Here is a 19,080-nt window from a genome sequence, read left to right as displayed (position 1 = left end):
GCGCCGAGGCCCGCCACCGGCGGCGCCACCGGCGCCGCCGGCCGACCACCGTACCCGGGCCGGGCCGTGCGTCGCGCATCCGCGCGGCACTCCAGACGGCATTCCACACGGGGCTCTCGGGGTGTGGGGGCGACCAGGCTCTCGGCCGGGTCGGGATTTGGGGGGAACCTACAACCCCTCCGAGCCCCGTCCGGCACGCCGGAGCGGCGTTGCCCGGCCACCACCTCAGTGACGAGCATCACGCGCCCCAGGCGCTTGCCCTGGCTGATTTGTGCGAACTCAACCATGCGGCCAAGTGGCGCTTTGTCATCGGCTGACGGTGATCGACCGTTCACTTCTGGGCTAACGTCGCCATGTCCACAACGACGTCATCACCGCCCTCGCACCCGGAGTCCCGATGAGCACTGCTGCCGCTTCCACCCCTCGCCAGGGGCTGGTCCTCGCCGATCTGCTGCCCGCCTCGCGCGCCACGTCCGCGGTGGACGCGGCCCTGGTCGTGGGCGGTGCCGTGCTCACCGGAGTCGCCGCGCAGATCTCCGTGGCCGTGCCGGGCTCCCCGGTCCCGGTCACCGGCCAGACCTTCGCCGCCCTCCTCGTCGGCACCGCGCTCGGCGCGCGGCGCGGCTTCCTCTCCCTCGCGCTGTACGCCCTCGCCGGAATGGCCGGCATGCCGTGGTTCGCCGAGGCGTCCTCCGGCTGGGCGATGCCGTCCCTCGGCTACATCCTCGGCATGCTGGTCGCCGCCACCGTCGTCGGCGCCCTCGCCCGGCGCGGCGCGGACCGCTCCGTCCTGCGCACCGCGGGTGCGATGGTCCTGGGCTCCGCGATCATCTACGCGATCGGCGTGCCGTACCTGGCGCTCGCCACCGGCATGACGCTGCCGCAGGCCGTGGCGGCCGGCCTCGTCCCCTTCCTGATCGGCGACGCGCTCAAGGCCGCGCTCGCCATGGGCGTGCTGCCCGCCGCCTGGAAGCTCGCAGGCCGACGCGGCTGAGCGCCCCGCGGCCATGCCGCGTACGCCGCGGCTCCTCGCGGGAGCCGCCCCCACCACCACGGAGGTCCGCCGGGCCGCACGGCCCGGCGGACCTCCTCCTCTTCGCGCCTCCTCCTCTTCGCGCCTTCTCCGCTTCGCGCGTGTCCCGCGGCGGCGCACCCGGGCCTGCCGGCCGGGGGCGTACACCGCCGTACCCCGCTGCCGAGTTCCCGGCCTCCCGCGTGCCACACTCGGACCATGCGCGTCTACCTCGGCTCCGACCATGCCGGCTTCGAACTCAAGAACCACCTCGTCGCGTGGCTCACGGCCCACGGCCACGAGCCCGTCGACTGCGGCCCCCACATCTACGACGCCCAGGACGACTACCCGCCGTTCTGCCTGCGCGCCGCCGAGCGGACGGCCGCGGACCCGGACAGCCTCGGCATCGTGATCGGCGGCTCCGGCAACGGCGAGCAGATCGCCGCCAACAAGGTCAGGGGCGTCCGCGCCGCGCTGGCCTGGAGCGTGCAGACCGCGGCCCTCGGCCGGGAGCACAACAACGCCAACGTCGTCGCCGTCGGCGCCCGGATGCACACGACCGACGAGGCCACCACCTTCGTCGAGGTCTTCCTCAAGACCCCGTACTCCGGCGAGGAGCGCCACACCCGCCGCATCGAGATGCTCGACCGGTACGAGACCACCGGCGAGCTGCCCCCCGTCCCGGCGCACCACCCGCAGGAGCCGACCGCCTGATGCCCGAAGGGCACACCATCCACCGGCTGGCCGCCGACTACCGCGAACGGTTCGGCGGCCGGTCCGTGCGGGTCACCAGCCCGCAGGGCAGGTTCGCCGACTCCGCGGCGCTGCTGGACGGCACGGTGCTGGAGCGCACCGAGGCCCACGGCAAGCACCTCTTCCTCGGCTTCGGCGGCCGCGACGGCTTCGGCGCCCGTGGCGGCGGTGAGTGGATCCACATCCATCTCGGCCTGTTCGGCACGGTGGACTTCGGCGAAGCGCCGGCCCCGCCGCCCGCCGGCACCGTGCGGCTGCGGCTCGCGAACCCCGGGTCGTACGTCGATCTGCGCGGCCCCACGGCCTGCGCCCTGATCACGGACGGCGAGAAGGCCGCGATACACGCGCGGCTCGGCCCCGATCCGCTCCGCCCGGACGACGGCCCCGACCGCGCCTGGGCCAGGATCTCCCGCTCCCGGACGACGATCGCCGCCCTGCTGATGGACCAGAAGGTCGTCGCGGGCGTCGGCAACGTCTACCGGGCGGAAGTCCTCTTCCGGCACGGCATCGACCCGTACCGCCCGGGCAGGGACCTCACCGAGCGCGAGTGGCGCGCCCTCTGGGCCGACCTGACCGCCCTGATGCGCGAAGGCGTACGGAACAACCGCATCGACACCGTACGGCCCGAGCACACACCGGAGGCGATGGGCCGGGCCCCGCGCGCCGACGACCACGGCGGCGAGGTCTACGTCTACCGCAGGGCCCGGCTGCCCTGCCACATCTGCGGCGGCGAGATCCGCACCGCCGCTCTCGCCGCCCGCAACCTCTTCTGGTGCGCCGGCTGCCAGCCCGCCTGACGCCCCGCGGCCCGGCCCGGGACCACCGCGGCCTCCGCCACCAAGGAGGCCGCGGCCGTCAAGGAGGCCGCTGCCCCCAGGGAGGCCGCCGCCGCGGGCGGCGCCGGTCCCGTCCCGCGCCGCCCGGCTGCGGACGGGCTCAGAAGCCGTGCGGCAGCCAGGGCGCCACATCCGAGGCGAAGGCCGTCGACGCCTCCGCCAGCGCACCCCCGCGCAGTTCACGCACCCGGCCCGCCGCCGCCAGGGACGACAGCGTCACCCCGCCCAGGAACGCGGCACCCAGGTCCCGCACGTCCAGGGCCAGATCGGCCGGACCGGAGCCGCGCTCGCACGACGCGCCCTTGGCGTCCCCCGAGAGCCGCCAACGCCCCTCGTTCCAGGGGCAGAACGGGTCCGCCACCTCGAACACGACGTCCACCGGCGTCCGGTACGTCCTCGCCACCAGCGCCGCGCCCACGTCGACCAGCCGCACATGCAGCGAATCCCGTACCCGCACACCGCAGCGCCGGACGTCCGTGACGAGATGCAGCAGCGGGTCGTCCACCGGCCGGTTGCGGACCCGGATCCGCGACGTCAGGTCGATGCCGAAGAGGAACCGCCACAGCGCCGCGTACGCCGCCGGGTCCAGTGCCTCCACATCCCGCAGCAGGATCGAGCCGTTGGGCCCGGACGCGTCCCACTCCGGCTTGTTGTGGAAGCGGACGTAGCCCACGACGTCGCCGTCCCGCTCGGCGAGCACGCACTGCGCAGCCGAGGCACCCTCGCGGTCGGCGGGCGGGTCGAGCAGCGCCAGCCGCTCCCAGCCGGGCGTCCGCGCGAACATCCCGGGCCGTGAGCCGAGCCTGCTCCGGTACACCGCCTCGCACGCCCCGGCCGACTCCTCGACCGGGGCGAACCGCAGCCGCACGTCGTCCGTCCCGGGCGGCGCGACGATCCCCCCACGGACCGTGTCGACGTCCATACTCAGCTGGTAGGTCGCGACGCCGTACCCGAACCGGCCGTAGATCTCCGGCTCCGAGGCCGTCAGCACGGCCAGCGGCTCGCCCAGCGCACGGACGTCGTCCAGCTGGCGCCGCATCATCGACGTGAGCACGCCGCGCCGCCGGTGGGTCGCGGCCACGCTCACCATGGTGACCCCGGCCGCGGGCACGAACGAACCGCCCGGAACCGACACCCGGAAGGAGAAGGCCCCGGCCGTGCCGACGCACTCGCCGTCCTCCCAGGCGCCGATCGAACGTTCGTGTTCCGTGAGTTCGCTCCACAGCGCGCGCTCCTCGGGGGACTCCGGGACGCCGCCGAAGGCGAGCTCCAGTCTCCCGTACCACTGGTCCCACTCCTCGGGACGGAGTACCCGCAGTTCAGTCGTCATGCGCCATGCCTACCAGCGCACCCCGTCCGGTCGCGACCCGATTTCGAACGCAATGTCATGGGGTCCCCCTCCACGGCGGACGAGGGTGTGGATAGGGTCGCCGACGATGGCACGTGGCGCAGCGGACTCGTACACGGCCCGGATGCGGAAGGCGACGCACCGGGCCCGCACGGCGCTGCGCAAATCCGGCGTCGACTACTTCCGCGGCGACGGCTCCGACTGGATCGCGCTGGCCGGACTGCTGCTGACCGTCCCGGCGATCGCCTGGGGCACGATCCTCATGCCGGTGTGGTGTGCGCCGGCCGCCCTCGTGCTGCCGATCGTCGCGGGCGGACTGCTGCTGCGCCCCGCGAGCCTGCTCGGTCTGTACGCGGCCGCCGCCCTCGCGCTGATCGTCGAGTCGCTCGTGCTCGGCCCGTACACCGAGGGCCCGGCGCGGGTCACTCCGGGGACCGTGCTGGTGGTGGCGGCCTGCGGATTGTTCGGGCTGCTCATCGCCCAGTTTCGGGCCCGGGTCGGGGTGCCCTGGCGGCGCGGCGGGACCATGCTCTTCGACCTGCGCGAACGGATCCGGGTGCAGAGCGCCCTGCCGCGGCTGCCGCAGGGCTGGCACCGCGAGATGGCCCTGCGCCCGGCCGGCGGCCAGTCGTTCTCCGGGGACTTCGTCGTCGCGGCCCGCACCAACGGCGGCCGCACCCTCGAAGTCGTCCTCACCGACGTCTCCGGCAAGGGCATGGACGCCGCCTCCCGCGCCCTGCTGCTCTCCGGCGCCTTCGGCGGCCTCCTCGGGTCCCTTCCCCCGCACGGCTTCCTCCCCGCCGCCAACGGCTATCTGCTGCGCCAGGACTGGGACGAGGGTTTCGCCACCTCCGTCCATCTCGTGCTCGACCTGGACTCCGGCGACTACGAGATGCTCTCCGCCGGGCATCTGCCCGCGCTCCAGCTCCAGGCGGGCACCGGCCGCTGGGAGGAGAAGGCCGCGGAGGGCCCGCTGCTCGGGGTGTACGAGGGCGCCCAGTTCGACCCGGTCAAGGGCACGCTGCGCCCCGGGGACGTCCTGATGCTCTTCACCGACGGCCTCGTCGAGGCGAACGACCGGGACATCGCCGAGGGCGTGGACCGGCTCACCGGTGAGGCCGACCGCTATGTGGGGACGGGCTTCGAGGGGGCCGCCTGGCACCTCATCGAGGCCGTGGCGAAGGACGTCAACGACGACCGGGCCCTGCTGCTGATCCGCCGGCAGCCGTGACGGCCGCGCGGGCGGCCCGGCCCTCGTAAAGTCGTACGCATGAACCTCACGGTCGACCAGGTCGAGGCGATCGCCCGGAAAGCCCACGCGGACCAGACCGACAAGGCGGGCCGCCCCTACGCCGAGCACCTCCGGGCGGTGGCCGACGGGGTGCGGCAGCGGGGCGGCACCGACGAGCAGATCGCCGCCGCCTGGCTGCACGACGCCATCGAGGACGGCGTGCTGACGCGGGAATGGCTCGCGGCAGCCGCACTCCCCACGCGGGTCAAGGACATGGTGGACGCGATGACCAAGCGGCCCGGGGAGGACGCCGAGTCGTACGCCCGGCGCATCCTCGCCACCCCGGGCGCCCGCCTCGTCAAGGAGGCGGACCTCGCCCACAACGCGGATCCGGACCGGCTCGCCCTGCTCGGCGAGCCGACCCGGAGCCGGCTCAGCGCGAAGTACGCGACGATGCGGCGCCTGCTCGGCCTGACGACAGCCGGGTGACGTCCCGGCGGAACGCCCACGACAGCTCCGGCTCGGTCACGACACGCAGTGCGCTCCGCACCGGCGGCGTGCAGAGCAGCGTCACGGCCGCAGCCGCGGCGAGCGTGACCACGATCACCCCGGCGGGCTCCGCCAGCCACGGAAACTGCGCCACCAGCCCCAGGTAGTCCAGGGACTTCACGAGGAAGCCGTGCAGCAGGTAGCCGCAGATGGTGCCCGCGCCGAGCACGGTGAACCACGTCCTGCGACGCGGCACCCAGGCCAGGAAGGCGGCCGTCAGCAGCAGCGCGCAGCCGAACAGCCCGAGGGTCATCAGCGGACCCGCCCACCACGGCGCGTCCAGTTCCACGGCGCTGGTGGAGCGGTAGAACCACCCCATGCGCACATCGGGCGCCACCCAGTAGGTGAACACCGCCGCGCCCGCGAGCACCGGCAGCGCCAGCAGCCGCACCTCCCGGCGCCGCAGCAGCTGGAAGTGCTCCGGGCGCAGCGACAGACCCAGCACGAAGAACGGCAGGAACTGCAGGATGCGCTGGAGGTCGAGGCTCTGGCCCATGCCCGGGGTGAGCGTCCCGACCGCCGCGAGGGCGAGGGCGACGGCCAGCGGCCACTTCACCGAGCGCCACAGGGGAGTCGAGAGCCGCCACACGAACAGCGCGATCAGGAACCAGGTCAGGTAGATCGGGTCGTTCATGCTGAACGGGTAGTGGGGGTCCTCGTCGGCCCACCGCTTGAACAGCGTGTACGCGACCTCGAAGACGACGTACGGCACGACGACTCCGCTGACCAGCCGTTTCAGTTGGTCGGGCCGGGCCTGGAAACTGCGCGAGAAGTAGCCGGAGATGATGATGAACGCCGGCATGTGGAAGGTGTAGACGAGCATGTACGCGGCTCTGGTGGCGCGGCTGCCGTCCATCACCGGCTCCCACGCGTGCGCCACCGCCACCAGCACGATGGCGAGGTACTTGGCGTTGTCGAAGTAGGCGTCGCGTCTCTTGGCCGGGGCCGGCCGGGGTGCCTCCGGCGTCACCGGTACGGGTGCCTCGTGCGACGCCGGCGCGGGGGGCGCGGGCGGTGCGGGTGCGGCCGTCGCCGTCCTCCCGTGGAGGGGCTCCGGCTCGCGGGAGGCGCCGGGGGCGCGATCCTTCTGCAATCCATTCGGAGCGTGGAACATTCGAGGCACCCTAACCGGATGCCCGGGAATTCGTAAAACCCACTGGAAGATCTCCTGCATTCGGTGCCGGGGTAACCGTGAAACGTCCGGTATGCCCCGATTAATCCTGCTTAAACGGTGCGAACTGGTGAACCCCGAAGCGTCGGTGAATTTCCTCACCGGTATTACCTGAATTTCCTGTGACCCGTATGTGTGTATTTCGCGACGCCGGGTAGCAGTAAACGGTGGTGTGCCGCCGGCCCACCCGCCGGTGGGGCCCGATGTGATCCGGCCCATTCGCTGACGACCTGTCAGGCGGTCACTCCCACCCGGATTTTGGTGGCACGATGATGGGGCGGGGGGTGTGCCGGGCCGCACGGCCCCCGGCGGGCAAGGCGGACCGACCGAGGGTGTGATCAGTTGTGGCCATTTCACTGTCTGTGGTGCTGCTGTTGGCGATCATCCTCGTGGTGATGATCCGAGGTGGCTCGCTCAAGGCCGGTCCCGCGATAGTCGCGGCGCTGTTCGGCTTCTTCCTCGCATCGAGCGGCATGGCGCCGTCGATCAACAACTTTCTGAACTCGCTCGCCGACTCGATCAATGCGATCAGATTCTGAACGAGTTCGTCCCGCGGCGTGCGTCCTGCGTTCTTCGTCCTGTGTTCTTCCCGGATCGCCTGGTCCTTCCCGGCCGGCCCCCCGGCCGACGTCAGGGCCGGTGTCAGGGTCGGTGACAGGGCCGGTGACAGGGCCGGTGAAAGGGGCCGACCGCTCGCGCGGCCCCGCGGAACCGGCGGAGGCGGTGGAGTCGGCGGGGCGTCCCGCGCGCGGGTGCAGAGGTACGCGCAACGGGCACGCGGTGGGCGCAGCGGGCACGCAGGCCGGAGGAAGCTCGGGGAACGCATCAGGGCCAGGCAGAGGAATCAGCCTCTGACCTGGCCCTGAGCCATCTGGAGCGGGCGACGGGAATCGAACCCGCGTAGCTAGTTTGGAAGACTAGGGCTCTACCATTGAGCTACGCCCGCAAGCACCGCGCCGCAGGTCGTGGTGGCCGCGGCACGAAGAGCATCGTAGCGGGTCCTCGGCGTGCGCCGCACACCCATTGCCCCCGCCGCGCCCCGGCCGCCGCGGCGGGTGCCGTGTGTCCCCGGCATCCCGGGGGGAAAGCGGCCTGCCCGCAGCCGGGGGCCATGTACCCTACGTGTCGCACCGACGGGGTGTGGCGCAGCTTGGTAGCGCGTCCGCTTTGGGAGCGGAAGGCCGTGGGTTCAAATCCCGCCACCCCGACCAACGTCGCGATCAGGCCGGGCCAAGATCGCATTGTGGGGCCGATCCCGCTTGCGGTTACTATGCAATCCGTGTGCCCGTGTGTCCGACCGAGTGTCCGAGGCGCCGGGCCCGATCCGCTGCTCCGCCGCAGGACGATCCTCCGTGGTGGACCCAGCAGAGCCCCAGAATTCAGCCACCAAGGAGACCGAACCGTGAAGAGCGCCGTGGAGACCCTGAACCCGACCCGGGTTCGGCTCACTGTCGAGGTGCCCTTCGAGGAGCTCAAGGCCAGCCTCGACGCGGCGTACAAGAAGATCAACCAGCAGGTCACGGTCAAGGGCTTCCGCAAGGGCAAGGTCCCGGCGCGCGTCATCGACCAGCGGTTCGGTCGCGGCGCGGTGCTGGAGGAGGCCGTCAACGACGCGCTCCCGAAGTTCTACACCGACGCGGTCAACGAGGCGGAGATCAACCCGCTCGGCCAGCCCGAGGTCGACATCACCGAGCTGAAGGACGGCGAGACGCTGAACTTCACCGCCGAGGTCGACGTCCGGCCGGCCATCGAGATCCCGGACTACTCCGGCATCGAGGTCGAGGTCGACGCCGTGGAGGTGTCGGACGAGGACGTCGAGAAGTCCGTCGAGCAGCTGCGCACCCGCTTCGCGTCCACCTCCCCGGTCGAGCGCGCCGCCGCCGAGGGCGACGTCGTGACGATCGACCTGGAGGCCAAGGTCGACGGCGAGGTCCTCGCGGACGGCGTCGCCGACGGCGTGCAGTACACGATCGGCTCCGGTGAGCTCCTCGACGGCATCGACGAGGCCGTCACCGGCCTGGAGGCCGGCGCCGAGGCCACCTTCACCTCGCAGCTGAAGGGCGGCTCCGCCGAGGGCAAGGACGCCGAGATCACCGTCAAGGTGACCCAGGTCGCCGCGCGCGAGCTTCCCGAGCCGGACGACGAGTTCGCCCAGATGGCCAGCGAGTTCGACACCCTCGAGGAGCTGAAGGCCGACAGCCGCAAGCGCCTCGAGAACATGAAGCAGTACGACCAGGCCACCCAGGCCCAGGAGCGCGTGCTCGAGAAGCTCCTGGAGCTGGTCGAGGTCCCGATCCCCGAGAAGCTCCTCGAGGACGAGATCCGCACCCGCAAGCACAACCTGGAGCACCACCAGCTCGGCCAGATGGGCCTCGACCTCGTGAAGTACCTGGAGATCCAGGGCAAGACCGAGGAGGAGTTCGACGCCGAGACCAAGGAGCAGGCGGTCAAGGGCATCAAGACCCAGTTCGTCCTCGACGAGCTGGTCTCCAGGGAGAAGCTCAACGTCAGCCAGGAGGAGCTCACCGAGCACCTCATGCGGCGTGCCGCCTCCTCCGGCATGTCCCCCGACCAGTTCGCGCAGGCGGTCGTCGAGGGCGGTCAGGTGCCGATGCTCGTCGGCGAGGTCGCCCGCGGCAAGGCCCTCGCCACGGTCGTCGAGGCCGCCACGGTCAAGGACACCAAGGGCGAGGTCGTCGACCTGAGCGACGACGAGGACGAGGTCGAGGAGGCCACCGAGGTCGCTGCGGCGGCCACCGGTGACGAGCAGAAGTCCGAGGGCTGAGTTCCCGACTCCGCCAGGGCGCGGGCCGGCGCGGACACGCGCCGCCCGGCGCCCGGTAGCGACCCGTGCGACGGGCCCGGAACCACGCCGGCGCGGTTCTGGGCCCGTCGCCGCGTCCCGGGGCCGGGGCAGGGCCCCACGGTCCCCGCGGCCCCCGCGGCCCCGGCCGGGCCCACGGCACCGGAGGGCGCCTGCAGGACCCGGGAGGGCCCGTACGGCCCCCGGCGCGGACCGTGCCGAAGGCACCGCCACGGGGCGTGTTCAGGCCGGTGCGCGCCCCCTAGCTTGCGCTGCCAGCGAACAGTTCGGGAACCGGGATGGCGCCCGCCCACCAGCGCGTTAGGGTCCATGAATACGAGGGCAGGGGACTACCCGCCCGCGGGGTTCCCCCCGCCCCCAGGTTCCCAGACGCTGAGACGGCCGCAGCCGTCAGAGACGAGCAGGTGGATTACGTGACGATTCTGATGCCTAACGCCGCCGGTGAGCCGTCCATCGGTGGAGGCCTCGGCGACCAGGTCTACAGCCGGCTGCTCGGCGAGCGCATCATCTTCCTGGGCCAGCAGGTGGACGACGACATCGCCAACAAGATCACGGCACAGCTCCTTCTCCTGGCCGCCGATCCGGAGAAGGACGTCTACCTCTACATCAACAGCCCCGGCGGCTCGGTGACGGCCGGCATGGCGATCTACGACACCATGCAGTACATCCCGAACGACGTCGTCACCATCGGCATGGGCATGGCCGCCTCGATGGGCCAGTTCCTGCTCACCGGCGGCAGCGCCGGCAAGCGCTTCGCCCTGCCGCACACCGACATCCTGATGCACCAGGGCTCGGCCGGCATCGGCGGCACCGCCTCGGACATCAAGATCCAGGCCGAGTACCTGCTGCGCACCAAGCAGCGCATGGCCGAGATCACCGCCCGCCACTCCGGCCAGACCGTCGAGACGATCATCCGCGACGGCGACCGCGACCGCTGGTTCACGGCCGAGGAGGCCAAGGACTACGGGCTCATCGACGAGATCATCTCCGCCGCTTCGGGCGTTCCGGGCGGCGGCGGCACCGGCGCCTGAGCCCGGCCGCCGGGGGCCCGCGCCCCCGGCACCGGGCCCGCGCCCCGCCCGCCTCCCGAAACCCCAGCCCCCCGAACGCCACCAGGATGGTGAACACGACCATGAACCAGTTCCCCGCAGCCTCCGCGAGCGGCCTCTACACCGGCCCGCAGGTGGACAACCGGTACGTCGTCCCCCGTTTCGTCGAGCGCACCTCCCAGGGCGTGCGCGAGTACGACCCGTACGCGAAGCTCTTCGAGGAGCGCGTGATCTTCCTCGGGGTCCAGATCGACGACGCGTCGGCCAACGACGTCATGGCGCAGCTGCTGTGCCTGGAGTCGATGGACCCGGACCGCGACATCTCCATCTACATCAACAGCCCCGGTGGCTCCTTCACGGCGCTGACCGCCATCTACGACACGATGCAGTTCGTGAAGCCGGACATCCAGACGGTCTGCATGGGCCAGGCGGCGTCCGCCGCGGCCGTGCTGCTCGCCGCCGGTACCCCCGGCAAGCGGATGGCCCTCCCGCACGCCCGGGTGCTGATCCACCAGCCGTCCTCGCAGACGGGCCGGGAGCAGCTCTCGGACCTGGAGATCGCGGCCAACGAGATCCTGCGGATGCGCGAGCAGCTCGAGGAGATGCTGGCCAAGCACTCCTCCACGCCGATCGAGAAGGTCCGCGAGGACATCGAGCGCGACAAGATCCTCACCGCCGAGGACGCGCTCGCGTACGGCCTGGTCGACCAGATCGTGTCGACCCGCAAGAGCGCGGCCGCAGCGGCCGCCTGACGTTCGACCTGCCCTTGGCGCGGTACACGTCAATGTGAACCGCGCCAAGGGGGGCCCGAACCGGGGGCCCGGCAAGGTACCGTCGGATATGAGGCACCAGGAGCCGCTGAACCAAGCGCTCCCAGGCGAAGGGGAAGCACCTCGTGGCACGCATCGGTGATGGCGGCGACCTGCTCAAGTGCTCGTTCTGCGGAAAGAGCCAGAAGCAGGTGAAGAAGCTCATCGCAGGCCCCGGGGTGTACATCTGCGACGAGTGCATCGACCTCTGCAACGAGATCATCGAGGAGGAGCTCGCCGAGACCTCCGAGGTGCGGTGGGAGGAACTTCCCAAGCCGCGCGAGATCTACGAGTTCCTCGAGGGGTACGTCGTCGGGCAGGAGCCCGCGAAGAAGGCCCTCTCGGTCGCGGTGTACAACCATTACAAGCGCGTCCAGGCCGGCGAGAACGGCCAGGGCCGGGACGACGCCATCGAACTCGCGAAGTCCAACATCCTGCTGCTGGGCCCCACGGGCTCGGGCAAGACGCTGCTCGCCCAGACCCTGGCGCGGATGCTCAACGTGCCGTTCGCCATCGCCGACGCCACGGCGCTGACCGAGGCCGGGTACGTGGGCGAGGACGTCGAGAACATCCTGCTGAAGCTGATCCAGGCGGCTGACTACGACGTCAAGAAGGCCGAGACCGGGATCATCTACATCGACGAGATCGACAAGGTCGCCCGAAAGAGCGAAAATCCGTCGATCACCCGGGACGTGTCGGGCGAGGGGGTCCAGCAGGCCCTGCTGAAGATCCTGGAGGGCACCACGGCCTCCGTCCCGCCGCAGGGCGGACGGAAGCACCCGCACCAGGAGTTCATCCAGATCGACACCACCAACGTGCTGTTCATCGTGGGCGGTGCGTTCGCCGGGCTGGAGAAGATCATCGAGTCCCGCGCCGGTGCCAAGGGCATCGGGTTCGGTGCGACGATCCGCTCCAAGCGCGAGATCGACGCCAGCGACCAGTTCCAGGAGGTCATGCCGGAGGACCTGGTGAAGTTCGGGATGATTCCCGAGTTCATCGGCCGCCTGCCGGTCATCACCTCGGTCCACAACCTGGACCGCGAGGCCCTGCTGAAGATCCTGGTCGAGCCGCGCAACGCGCTGGTGAAGCAGTACCAGCGCCTCTTCGAACTCGACGGCGTGGAGCTGGACTTCGACCGCCCGGCCCTCGAGGCCATCGCCGACCAGGCCATCCTGCGCGGTACGGGCGCGCGCGGTCTGCGCGCCATCATGGAGGAGGTCCTGATGTCGGTGATGTACGAGGTGCCGTCCCGCAAGGACGTCGCCCGTGTCGTCATCACGGCGGACGTCGTCCACAACAACGTCAACCCGACGCTGGTACCGCGGATCGTGAAGAACGACGGCCGTCACGAGAAGAGCGCGTAGCACGGTACGCAGGGGGCGGGGGCCGGTTCACCGAACCGGCCCCCGCCCCCTTGTGGTGTCTCGCCCCCTGCGGCGCGGAACGGCAGCCGCCGAGGGGGGTGCGTGACCCGGCTTCCCGCCGGGAGCACGGGGAGTGCCGGGAAAGGCGGGGGCTGGGCCGTGCTCAGACCTTCGTGCGCGAGGTGTTGTAGAGCTTCGCCGTCAGGTCGGCGACCTCGTTCTGAGGCACCGCCTTGCCCCCGCCTCCCAGGATCTGCGACAGATCGACGACGTTCACTCCGGCGATGGTGCTGAAGTCGGCCCATGCGCACATGGGTACCTCGAACGTCTTCGCGCCCAGGCCCGCCGACGAGGCGTCGCCGGTGGGGGTGAGCCTGGCGGTCCGGCACTTCATGAGGGCGCCGTCGAACCCGTCGGGTTCCACGTCGGAGGGCTCGCCGACGAATTCGACCTTCACATCGTCCGAGGCGTTCCCGTCGCTCTCCTCCAGCTTGCGGAACCAGCCGTCGAGCGCCTTCTCCGGGTCGTCGATCTCGCCCCACAGACCGGTCAGACTCAGCGCCTTGCCCGCCAGGGGCTGCCCGGGGTCACCCGCCTTGTAGCCGGCGCCCGCCTGCCGGGGGTCCTTGATGCCGAGGAGGGTCTCGGCCTCCGACTTCTCCTTCGCGGAGAGCGACTCCGGGTTGTCCTTGTCCTTCTTGAACTCGCCCGCCGACGCCGCCGGCGTCAGCTTGTAGCCCTTCGTGTCCGCCGCGACGCCGGAGCCCGCTCCGCCGGACGTGAACCACCACGCGGCGCCCGCGACCACCGCGAGGGCGACGACCGCGCCGCCGACGACCAGGGCGGTCCTCCTGCCACCCGGCCGCGACGGCGGCGGGGGCGGGTAGGCGCCCGGGCCCGCCCCGTACGGCGGCTGCGGGCCGTACGGTCCCGGCTGCTGCACCTGCGGGCCGTACGGTCCCGGCTGCTGGGCCTGCGGGTGGCCGTAACCGGGCTGCTGCGGGGGGAAGCCCTGCGGAGGCTGCTGGGGGTGCCCGTAGCCCGGCTGCGGCGCTCCCCCCGGCCCCTGGGGCGGCGGCGGGCCGTAGGGGCCCGGCCCGCCGTACGGTCCGGGCTGCTGGGGCTGACCGCCGTACGGGCCCGGCTGGTTGTGGCTCATTCCTGGGTTCCCCCTCCAGATGCTCGTGCGCTCCCGACATCCTGGCGGAAGTGCTCCGCCCCCGAGGCCACCGGGCCCCACACCGTTACGGAACATTCCCGTTTCAGAACGGGACCGTGACCCCTCTAAACTGTGGCCCGTGACCGAGAACACTCAGCAGCAGCCAGCCAGCACCCCCGAACTGCCGACCCAGTACGCGCCGGCCGAGGTGGAGGGGAAGCTGTACGAGCGCTGGGTAGAGCGCGGTTACTTCGAGGCGGACGCGAAGAGCGACAAGCCCGCGTACACGGTCGTCATCCCGCCGCCGAACGTCACCGGCAGCCTCCACCTGGGCCACGCCTTCGAGCACACGCTGATCGACGCCCTCACCCGCCGCAAGCGGATGCAGGGCCACGAGACGCTGTGGCAGCCCGGCATGGACCACGCGGGCATCGCCACGCAGAACGTCGTCGAGCGCGAGCTCGCCAAGGAGGGCAAGTCCCGCCACGACCTCGGCCGCGAGGCGTTCATCGAGCGCGTCTGGCAGTGGAAGGCCGAGTCCGGCGGGCAGATCTCCGGCCAGATGAGGCGCCTCGGCGACGGCGTCGCCTGGTCCCGTGAGCGCTTCACCATGGACGAGGGCCTGTCCAAGGCCGTCCAGACCATCTTCAAACGGCTCTACGAGGACGAGCTGATCTACCGCGCCGAGCGCATCATCAACTGGTGCCCGCGCTGTCTGACGGCCATCTCCGACATCGAGGTCGAGTACCAGGACGACGACGGCGAGCTGGTCTCGATCCGGTACGGCGAGGGCGACGAGGCGATCGTCGTCGCGACCACCCGCGCCGAGACGATGCTCGGTGACACCGCGGTCGCCGTCCACCCCGAGGACGAGCGCTACCGGCACCTCGTCGGCCGCGAGATCGAACTGCCGCTCACCGGCCGCCGCATCCCGGTCGTCGCCGACGAGCACGTCGACCCGGAGTTCGGCACGGGCGCCGTCAAGGTGACGCCCGCCCACGATCCGAACGACTTCGAGATCGGCCGCCGCCACGGGCTGCCGAACCTCGCCGTCATGGACGAGCGCGCGGTCATCACCGCGCACGGCCCGTTCCAGGGCCTGGACCGCCTGGAGGCCCGCTCCGCCATCGTCGCCGCGCTCCGCGCCGAAGGCCGGATCGTCGCCGAGAAGCGCCCGTACGTCCACTCCGTCGGCCACTGCTCGCGTTGCAAGACCACCATCGAGCCGCGGCTGTCCATGCAGTGGTGGGTCAAGGTCGGCCCGCTGGCGAAGGCCGCCGGTGACGCGGTCCGCGACGGCAGGGTCAAGATCCACCCGCAGGAGATGGAGAAGCGGTACTTCGACTGGGTCGACAACCTCCACGACTGGTGCATCTCGCGTCAGCTGTGGTGGGGCCACCGCATCCCGGTCTGGTACGGCCCGGACGGCGAGGTCGTCTGCGTCGGCCCCGACGAGGAGCCGCCGTCCGGCGAGGGCTGGCACCAGGAGACCGACGTCCTGGACACCTGGTTCTCGTCCGGCCTGTGGCCCTTCTCCACGCTGGGCTGGCCGGAGCGGACCGAGAGCCTCGCGAAGTTCTATCCGAACTCCGTCCTGGTCACCGGCTACGACATCCTGTTCTTCTGGGTCGCCCGGATGATGATGTTCGGCCTGTACGCGATGGACGGCACCCCGCCGTTCCACACCATCGCCCTGCACGGCATGGTCCGCGACCAGTTCGGCAAGAAGATGTCGAAGTCCTTCGGCAACGCGGTCAACCCGCTGGACTGGATGGACAAGTACGGCTCCGACGCGCTGCGCTTCACCCTCGCCCGCGGTGCCAACCCCGGTGTCGACGTCCCCATCGGCGAGGACTGGGTCCAGGGCTCGCGCAACTTCGCCAACAAGATCTGGAACGCGACCCGCTTCGCGCTGATGAACGGCGCCACGGTCGAGGGCCCGATGCCGCCGCACGAGCGGATGTCGGCGACCGACCGCTGGATCCTCTCGCGGCTGAACGCGGTGGTCGCCGAGGTCGACGCGTACTACGAGGACTACCAGTTCGCGAAGCTGTCGGACACCCTCTTCCACTTCGCCTGGGACGAGGTCTTCGACTGGTACGTCGAGCTCTCCAAGACCACGTTCATGGCCGGCGGCGAGCCCGCGAAGGTCTCCGCCCGCGTGCTCGGCGAGGTCCTCGACGTCACGCTGCGCCTGCTGCACCCGGTGGTCCCGTTCGTCACCGAGACGCTGTGGACCACCCTCACGGGCGGCGAGTCGGTCGTCGTCGCCGACTGGCCCGAGGCGGTGGCCGTTCCCGGAGCCGACGCCCCGGGCGGTTTCCGCGACGCCGCGGCCGAGCGGGAGATCGAGCTCGTCCAGCGCGTCGTCACCGAGGTCCGGCGGTTCCGCTCCGACCAGGGACTGCAGCCCGGCCAGAAGGTCCCGGCCCGGCTGACGCTCGACGGCACGGACCTCGCCCCCCACGAGAGCGCGATCCGGCAGCTGCTCCGGCTGCAGCCGGAGGGCGACTCCTTCCGCGCCACGGCCACGCTCCCGGTCGCGGGCGCCGAGGTCGCGCTGGACCTCTCCGGCGCGATCGACGTGGACGCGGAGCGCAAGCGCCTCGCGAAGGACCTCGCGGCCGCCGAGAAGGAGAAGGCCCAGGCGACGGCGAAGCTCGGCAACGAGGCGTTCCTCGCCAAGGCGCCCGACAACGTCGTGGACAAGATCCGCGGACGGCTCGCCAAGGCCGAGGAGGACATCGAGCGCATCGGTGTCCAGCTGGCGAACCTGCCGCAGGGCTGATCCGCGGCACCCGCCGCCGCGCGCGAGGCCCCCGGAGTCCGGCGAGTCCGGACCCGGGGGCCTCGGCATCGCACGCCGTGGAGCCGCCGGTCGCCGGGGCGGGCGGCGGGAGCGCGGCCCGGCGCGCACCGTGTGCGGGCGCCCCCGCCCGCGGGCGCCCGGTGGCATCGGGTAGGCCCGGCCCAGGCACGGGCCGGGCCTCGGTCCGGGTGCCGGCGGCGCTCCGTAGACTGTCAGGCGTGAGCGACCAGCAGCCAGAGCCCTTCGACGCAACCGGCGACGAGTTCGACGCGATCGTCGACGCCGAGACCGACCGCGACCCCGATCTGGCGGTGATCGAGGCCGGGAGCCGTACGCTGCGCACCCAGGCCGGGGCGCCGCAGGGCGACCAGGTCCCGGGGCGGCCCGCCGACCCGGAGGTGGACAAGGCGCTCCGCGAGGTCGAGCAGGAGCTCGCCGGCCGCTGGGGCGAGACCAAGCTGGAGCCGTCGGTCAGCCGGATCGCCGCGCTGATGGACGTGCTGGGGGAGCCCCAGCGCGCCTACCCGTCGATCCACATCACGGGCACCAACGGCAAGACCTCCACCGCCCGCATGATCGAGGCGCTGCTGGGCGCCTTCGAGCTGCGCACCGGCCGGTACACCTCGCCCCACGTGCAGTCGGTCACCGAGCGGATCAGCCTGGACGGCGCCCCGATCGACCCCGAGCGGTTCATCGCCACCTACCAGGACGTCAAGCCGTACGTGGACATGGTCGACACCGCCCAGGAGTACCGGCTCTCCTTCTTCGAGGTGCTCACCGGGATGGCCTACGCGGCGTTCGCCGACGCACCGGTCGACGTGGCCGTCGTCGAGGTCGGCATGGGCGGCAGCTGGGACGCGACCAACGTCATCGACGGCTCGGTCGCGGTGGTCACCCCCATCGACCTGGACCACACCGACCGGCTGGGCAGCACCGCGGCCGAGATCGCCGGCGAGAAGGCCGGGATCATCAAGCAGGGCGCGACGGTGATCCTGGCGCAGCAGCCCGTGGACGCCGCGCAGGTGATGCTGAAGCGGGCCGTCGAGGTGGACGCGACGGTGGCCCGTGAGGGAATGGAGTTCGGCGTCGCGTCGCGGGAGGTCGCCGTGGGCGGGCAGCTGCTGACGCTGCGCGGTCTCGGCGGCGAGTACGAGGAGATCTTCCTGCCGCTGCACGGCGCCCACCAGGCGCACAACGCGGCGGTGGCGCTGGCTGCGGTCGAGGCGTTCTTCGGCATCGGTGCGGAGCACGCGCGGACGCTGGACGCCGAGACGGTCCGCTCCGCGTTCGCCTCGGTGGTGTCGCCGGGCCGGCTGGAGGTCGTGCGCCGCAGCCCGACCGTCGTGCTGGACGCCGCGCACAACCCGGCCGGAGCCCGTGCGGCCGCGGAGGCCGTCACCGAGTCGTTCGGCTTCTCGCGGCTGGTCGGAGTCGTCGGCGCGAGCGCCGACAAGGACGTGAAGGCGGTCCTGGAGGCCTTCGAGCCGATCTTCACCGAGATCGTCGTCACGCAGAACTCCAGCCACCGGGCGATGGACGCCGACGAGCTCGCGGCGATCGCCGTGGAGGTGTTCGGGGACGAGCGGGTGGTCGTGGAGCCGCGGCTGGACGACGCGCTGGAAGCGGCGATCACGCTCGCCGAGGAGGAGGCCGAGTACTCGGGCGCGGGCGTCCTGGTGACCGGCTCCGTCATCACGGTCGGCGAGGCCCGGCTGCTGCTGGGAAGGGACTGAGTCCATGCGTACCCTCTGCGCGTCGACGCTGATCGGCGAGTTCTTCGTGATCGGCTTCGCCGGCCTGGTGGCGATGAAGGACCCGGATCTGTCCGCGGCCACCGTGTGGACGGTGAGCGGGGTCGCGATGCTGCTGTCGCTGGTGCTGTGCGGGATGGTCACCCGGCCCGGCGGGGTGCCGCTCGGCTGGGCGCTGCAGATCGGCCTGATCGCGAGCGGCTTCGTGGTCCCGACGATGTTCGCCCTCGGGGCCGTGTTCGCGGGCCTGTGGTGGGCCTCGGTGCACTACGGCCGCAAGGTCGACGAGGCCAAGGCCCGCTGGGCGGAGCAGCAGTCCGCGGCGGGTACCGCAGAGCCTGACGCTGCGTGACGGGTGCCGGCGGGAGCCCTGTAGCCTCTGAGCACCGGCAAGACCGTTCAGACCGTTCATCCT

General features: G+C 71.5%; 16 protein-coding genes and 2 tRNA genes. 14 read left to right on the top strand and 4 right to left on the bottom strand.

Features of this window, described 5'->3' with window-relative positions; genetic code table 11:
• Window positions 1–397 precede the first annotated feature (397 nt).
• From DDW44_RS08450 to DDW44_RS08440, 3 genes are all read left to right on the top strand, one after another.
• Entirely contained in the window at window positions 398–994 is a 597-nt protein-coding gene (locus DDW44_RS08450) for a biotin transporter BioY (RefSeq protein WP_017944885.1), read from the top strand.
• Between the two features lie 237 nt (window positions 995–1,231).
• Complete coding sequence (locus DDW44_RS08445; protein WP_017944886.1) at window positions 1,232–1,726, top strand: ribose-5-phosphate isomerase; 495 nt, start codon at window positions 1,232–1,234, stop codon at window positions 1,724–1,726.
• The gene (locus DDW44_RS08440) at window positions 1,726–2,562 is read left to right on the top strand and encodes an Fpg/Nei family DNA glycosylase (RefSeq protein ID WP_108906034.1); all 837 of its coding nucleotides are present in this window, start codon (window positions 1,726–1,728) and stop codon (window positions 2,560–2,562) included. Before DDW44_RS08445 ends, DDW44_RS08440 begins: the two co-directional genes overlap by 1 nt.
• Window positions 2,563–2,701: 139 nt before the next feature.
• On the opposite strand, the gene DDW44_RS08435 is transcribed toward DDW44_RS08440, so the two are convergent.
• On the bottom strand, window positions 2,702–3,931 hold the full coding sequence (locus DDW44_RS08435; RefSeq protein WP_108906033.1) for a GNAT family N-acetyltransferase: 1,230 nt from the start codon (window positions 3,929–3,931) through the stop codon (window positions 2,702–2,704).
• Window positions 3,932–4,037: 106 nt separating this feature from the next.
• Here DDW44_RS08435 and DDW44_RS08430 point away from each other — a divergent pair, with 106 nt between their 5' ends.
• Together DDW44_RS08430 and DDW44_RS08425 are read left to right on the top strand one after the other, a co-directional pair.
• Window positions 4,038–5,180 carry a PP2C family protein-serine/threonine phosphatase gene (locus DDW44_RS08430; protein ID WP_108906032.1) on the top strand — a complete coding sequence of 381 codons (1,143 nt, stop codon included), beginning with the start codon at window positions 4,038–4,040 and terminating at the stop codon, window positions 5,178–5,180.
• Window positions 5,181–5,219: 39 nt separating this feature from the next.
• Window positions 5,220–5,669 (top strand): HD domain-containing protein, encoded by a 450-nt coding sequence (locus tag DDW44_RS08425; RefSeq protein ID WP_108906031.1) that lies wholly within the window; start codon window positions 5,220–5,222, stop codon window positions 5,667–5,669.
• Here the strand turns inward: DDW44_RS08425 and DDW44_RS08420 are convergent.
• On the bottom strand, window positions 5,614–6,699 hold the full coding sequence (locus tag DDW44_RS08420; RefSeq protein ID WP_108908763.1) for an acyltransferase family protein: 1,086 nt from the start codon (window positions 6,697–6,699) through the stop codon (window positions 5,614–5,616). The genes DDW44_RS08425 and DDW44_RS08420 overlap by 56 nt on opposite strands.
• Window positions 6,700–7,244: 545 nt before the next feature.
• On the opposite strand from DDW44_RS08420, the gene DDW44_RS08415 reads away from it, so the two are divergent.
• Window positions 7,245–7,439 carry a hypothetical protein gene (locus DDW44_RS08415; RefSeq protein WP_026164820.1) on the top strand — a complete coding sequence of 65 codons (195 nt, stop codon included), beginning with the start codon at window positions 7,245–7,247 and terminating at the stop codon, window positions 7,437–7,439.
• 333 nt (window positions 7,440–7,772) lie between these two features.
• On the opposite strand, the gene DDW44_RS08410 is transcribed toward DDW44_RS08415, so the two are convergent.
• Window positions 7,773–7,846: transfer RNA gene (locus tag DDW44_RS08410), tRNA-Gly, on the bottom strand.
• 188 nt (window positions 7,847–8,034) lie between these two features.
• On the opposite strand from DDW44_RS08410, the gene DDW44_RS08405 reads away from it, so the two are divergent.
• The 5 genes from DDW44_RS08405 to clpX all read left to right on the top strand — a co-directional run bounded on the left by DDW44_RS08405 (window position 8,035) and on the right by clpX (window position 12,946).
• Window positions 8,035–8,111: transfer RNA gene (locus tag DDW44_RS08405), tRNA-Pro, on the top strand.
• A 191-nt stretch (window positions 8,112–8,302) separates the two neighbouring features.
• Window positions 8,303–9,685 (top strand): trigger factor, encoded by a 1,383-nt coding sequence (gene tig, locus DDW44_RS08400; protein ID WP_018890029.1) that lies wholly within the window; start codon window positions 8,303–8,305, stop codon window positions 9,683–9,685.
• Window positions 9,686–10,149: 464 nt separating this feature from the next.
• Complete coding sequence (locus tag DDW44_RS08395; protein WP_017944894.1) at window positions 10,150–10,755, top strand: ATP-dependent Clp protease proteolytic subunit; 606 nt, start codon at window positions 10,150–10,152, stop codon at window positions 10,753–10,755.
• A gap of 86 nt (window positions 10,756–10,841) precedes the next feature.
• Window positions 10,842–11,525: an ATP-dependent Clp protease proteolytic subunit gene (locus DDW44_RS08390; protein WP_017944895.1), complete on the top strand. Its 684-nt coding sequence runs from the start codon at window positions 10,842–10,844 to the stop codon at window positions 11,523–11,525.
• 143 nt (window positions 11,526–11,668) lie between these two features.
• The gene (clpX, locus tag DDW44_RS08385) at window positions 11,669–12,946 is read left to right on the top strand and encodes an ATP-dependent Clp protease ATP-binding subunit ClpX (RefSeq protein ID WP_017944896.1); all 1,278 of its coding nucleotides are present in this window, start codon (window positions 11,669–11,671) and stop codon (window positions 12,944–12,946) included.
• Window positions 12,947–13,109: 163 nt separating this feature from the next.
• Here clpX and DDW44_RS08380 read toward each other — a convergent pair whose 3' ends face one another.
• A complete protein-coding gene (locus DDW44_RS08380; protein ID WP_108906030.1) occupies window positions 13,110–14,105 on the bottom strand; it encodes a hypothetical protein in 996 nt (331 codons plus the stop codon).
• Window positions 14,106–14,244: 139 nt separating this feature from the next.
• Here DDW44_RS08380 and DDW44_RS08375 point away from each other — a divergent pair, with 139 nt between their 5' ends.
• From DDW44_RS08375 to DDW44_RS08365, 3 genes are all read left to right on the top strand, one after another.
• Window positions 14,245–16,893 carry a valine--tRNA ligase gene (locus tag DDW44_RS08375; protein ID WP_018890026.1) on the top strand — a complete coding sequence of 883 codons (2,649 nt, stop codon included), beginning with the start codon at window positions 14,245–14,247 and terminating at the stop codon, window positions 16,891–16,893.
• Between the two features lie 239 nt (window positions 16,894–17,132).
• The gene (gene folC / locus DDW44_RS08370) at window positions 17,133–18,647 is read left to right on the top strand and encodes a bifunctional tetrahydrofolate synthase/dihydrofolate synthase (RefSeq protein WP_108906029.1); all 1,515 of its coding nucleotides are present in this window, start codon (window positions 17,133–17,135) and stop codon (window positions 18,645–18,647) included.
• A 4-nt stretch (window positions 18,648–18,651) separates the two neighbouring features.
• Window positions 18,652–19,017 (top strand): DUF4233 domain-containing protein, encoded by a 366-nt coding sequence (locus DDW44_RS08365; RefSeq protein ID WP_017944900.1) that lies wholly within the window; start codon window positions 18,652–18,654, stop codon window positions 19,015–19,017.
• The last annotated feature ends 63 nt before the right edge of the window (window positions 19,018–19,080 follow it).

Source organism: Streptomyces tirandamycinicus (assembly GCF_003097515.1).
Taxonomy (GTDB): domain Bacteria; phylum Actinomycetota; class Actinomycetes; order Streptomycetales; family Streptomycetaceae; genus Streptomyces; species Streptomyces tirandamycinicus.
The sequence above is the reverse complement of the archived record's forward strand: the minus strand, read 5'-3'. Positions and strand labels throughout refer to the sequence as shown.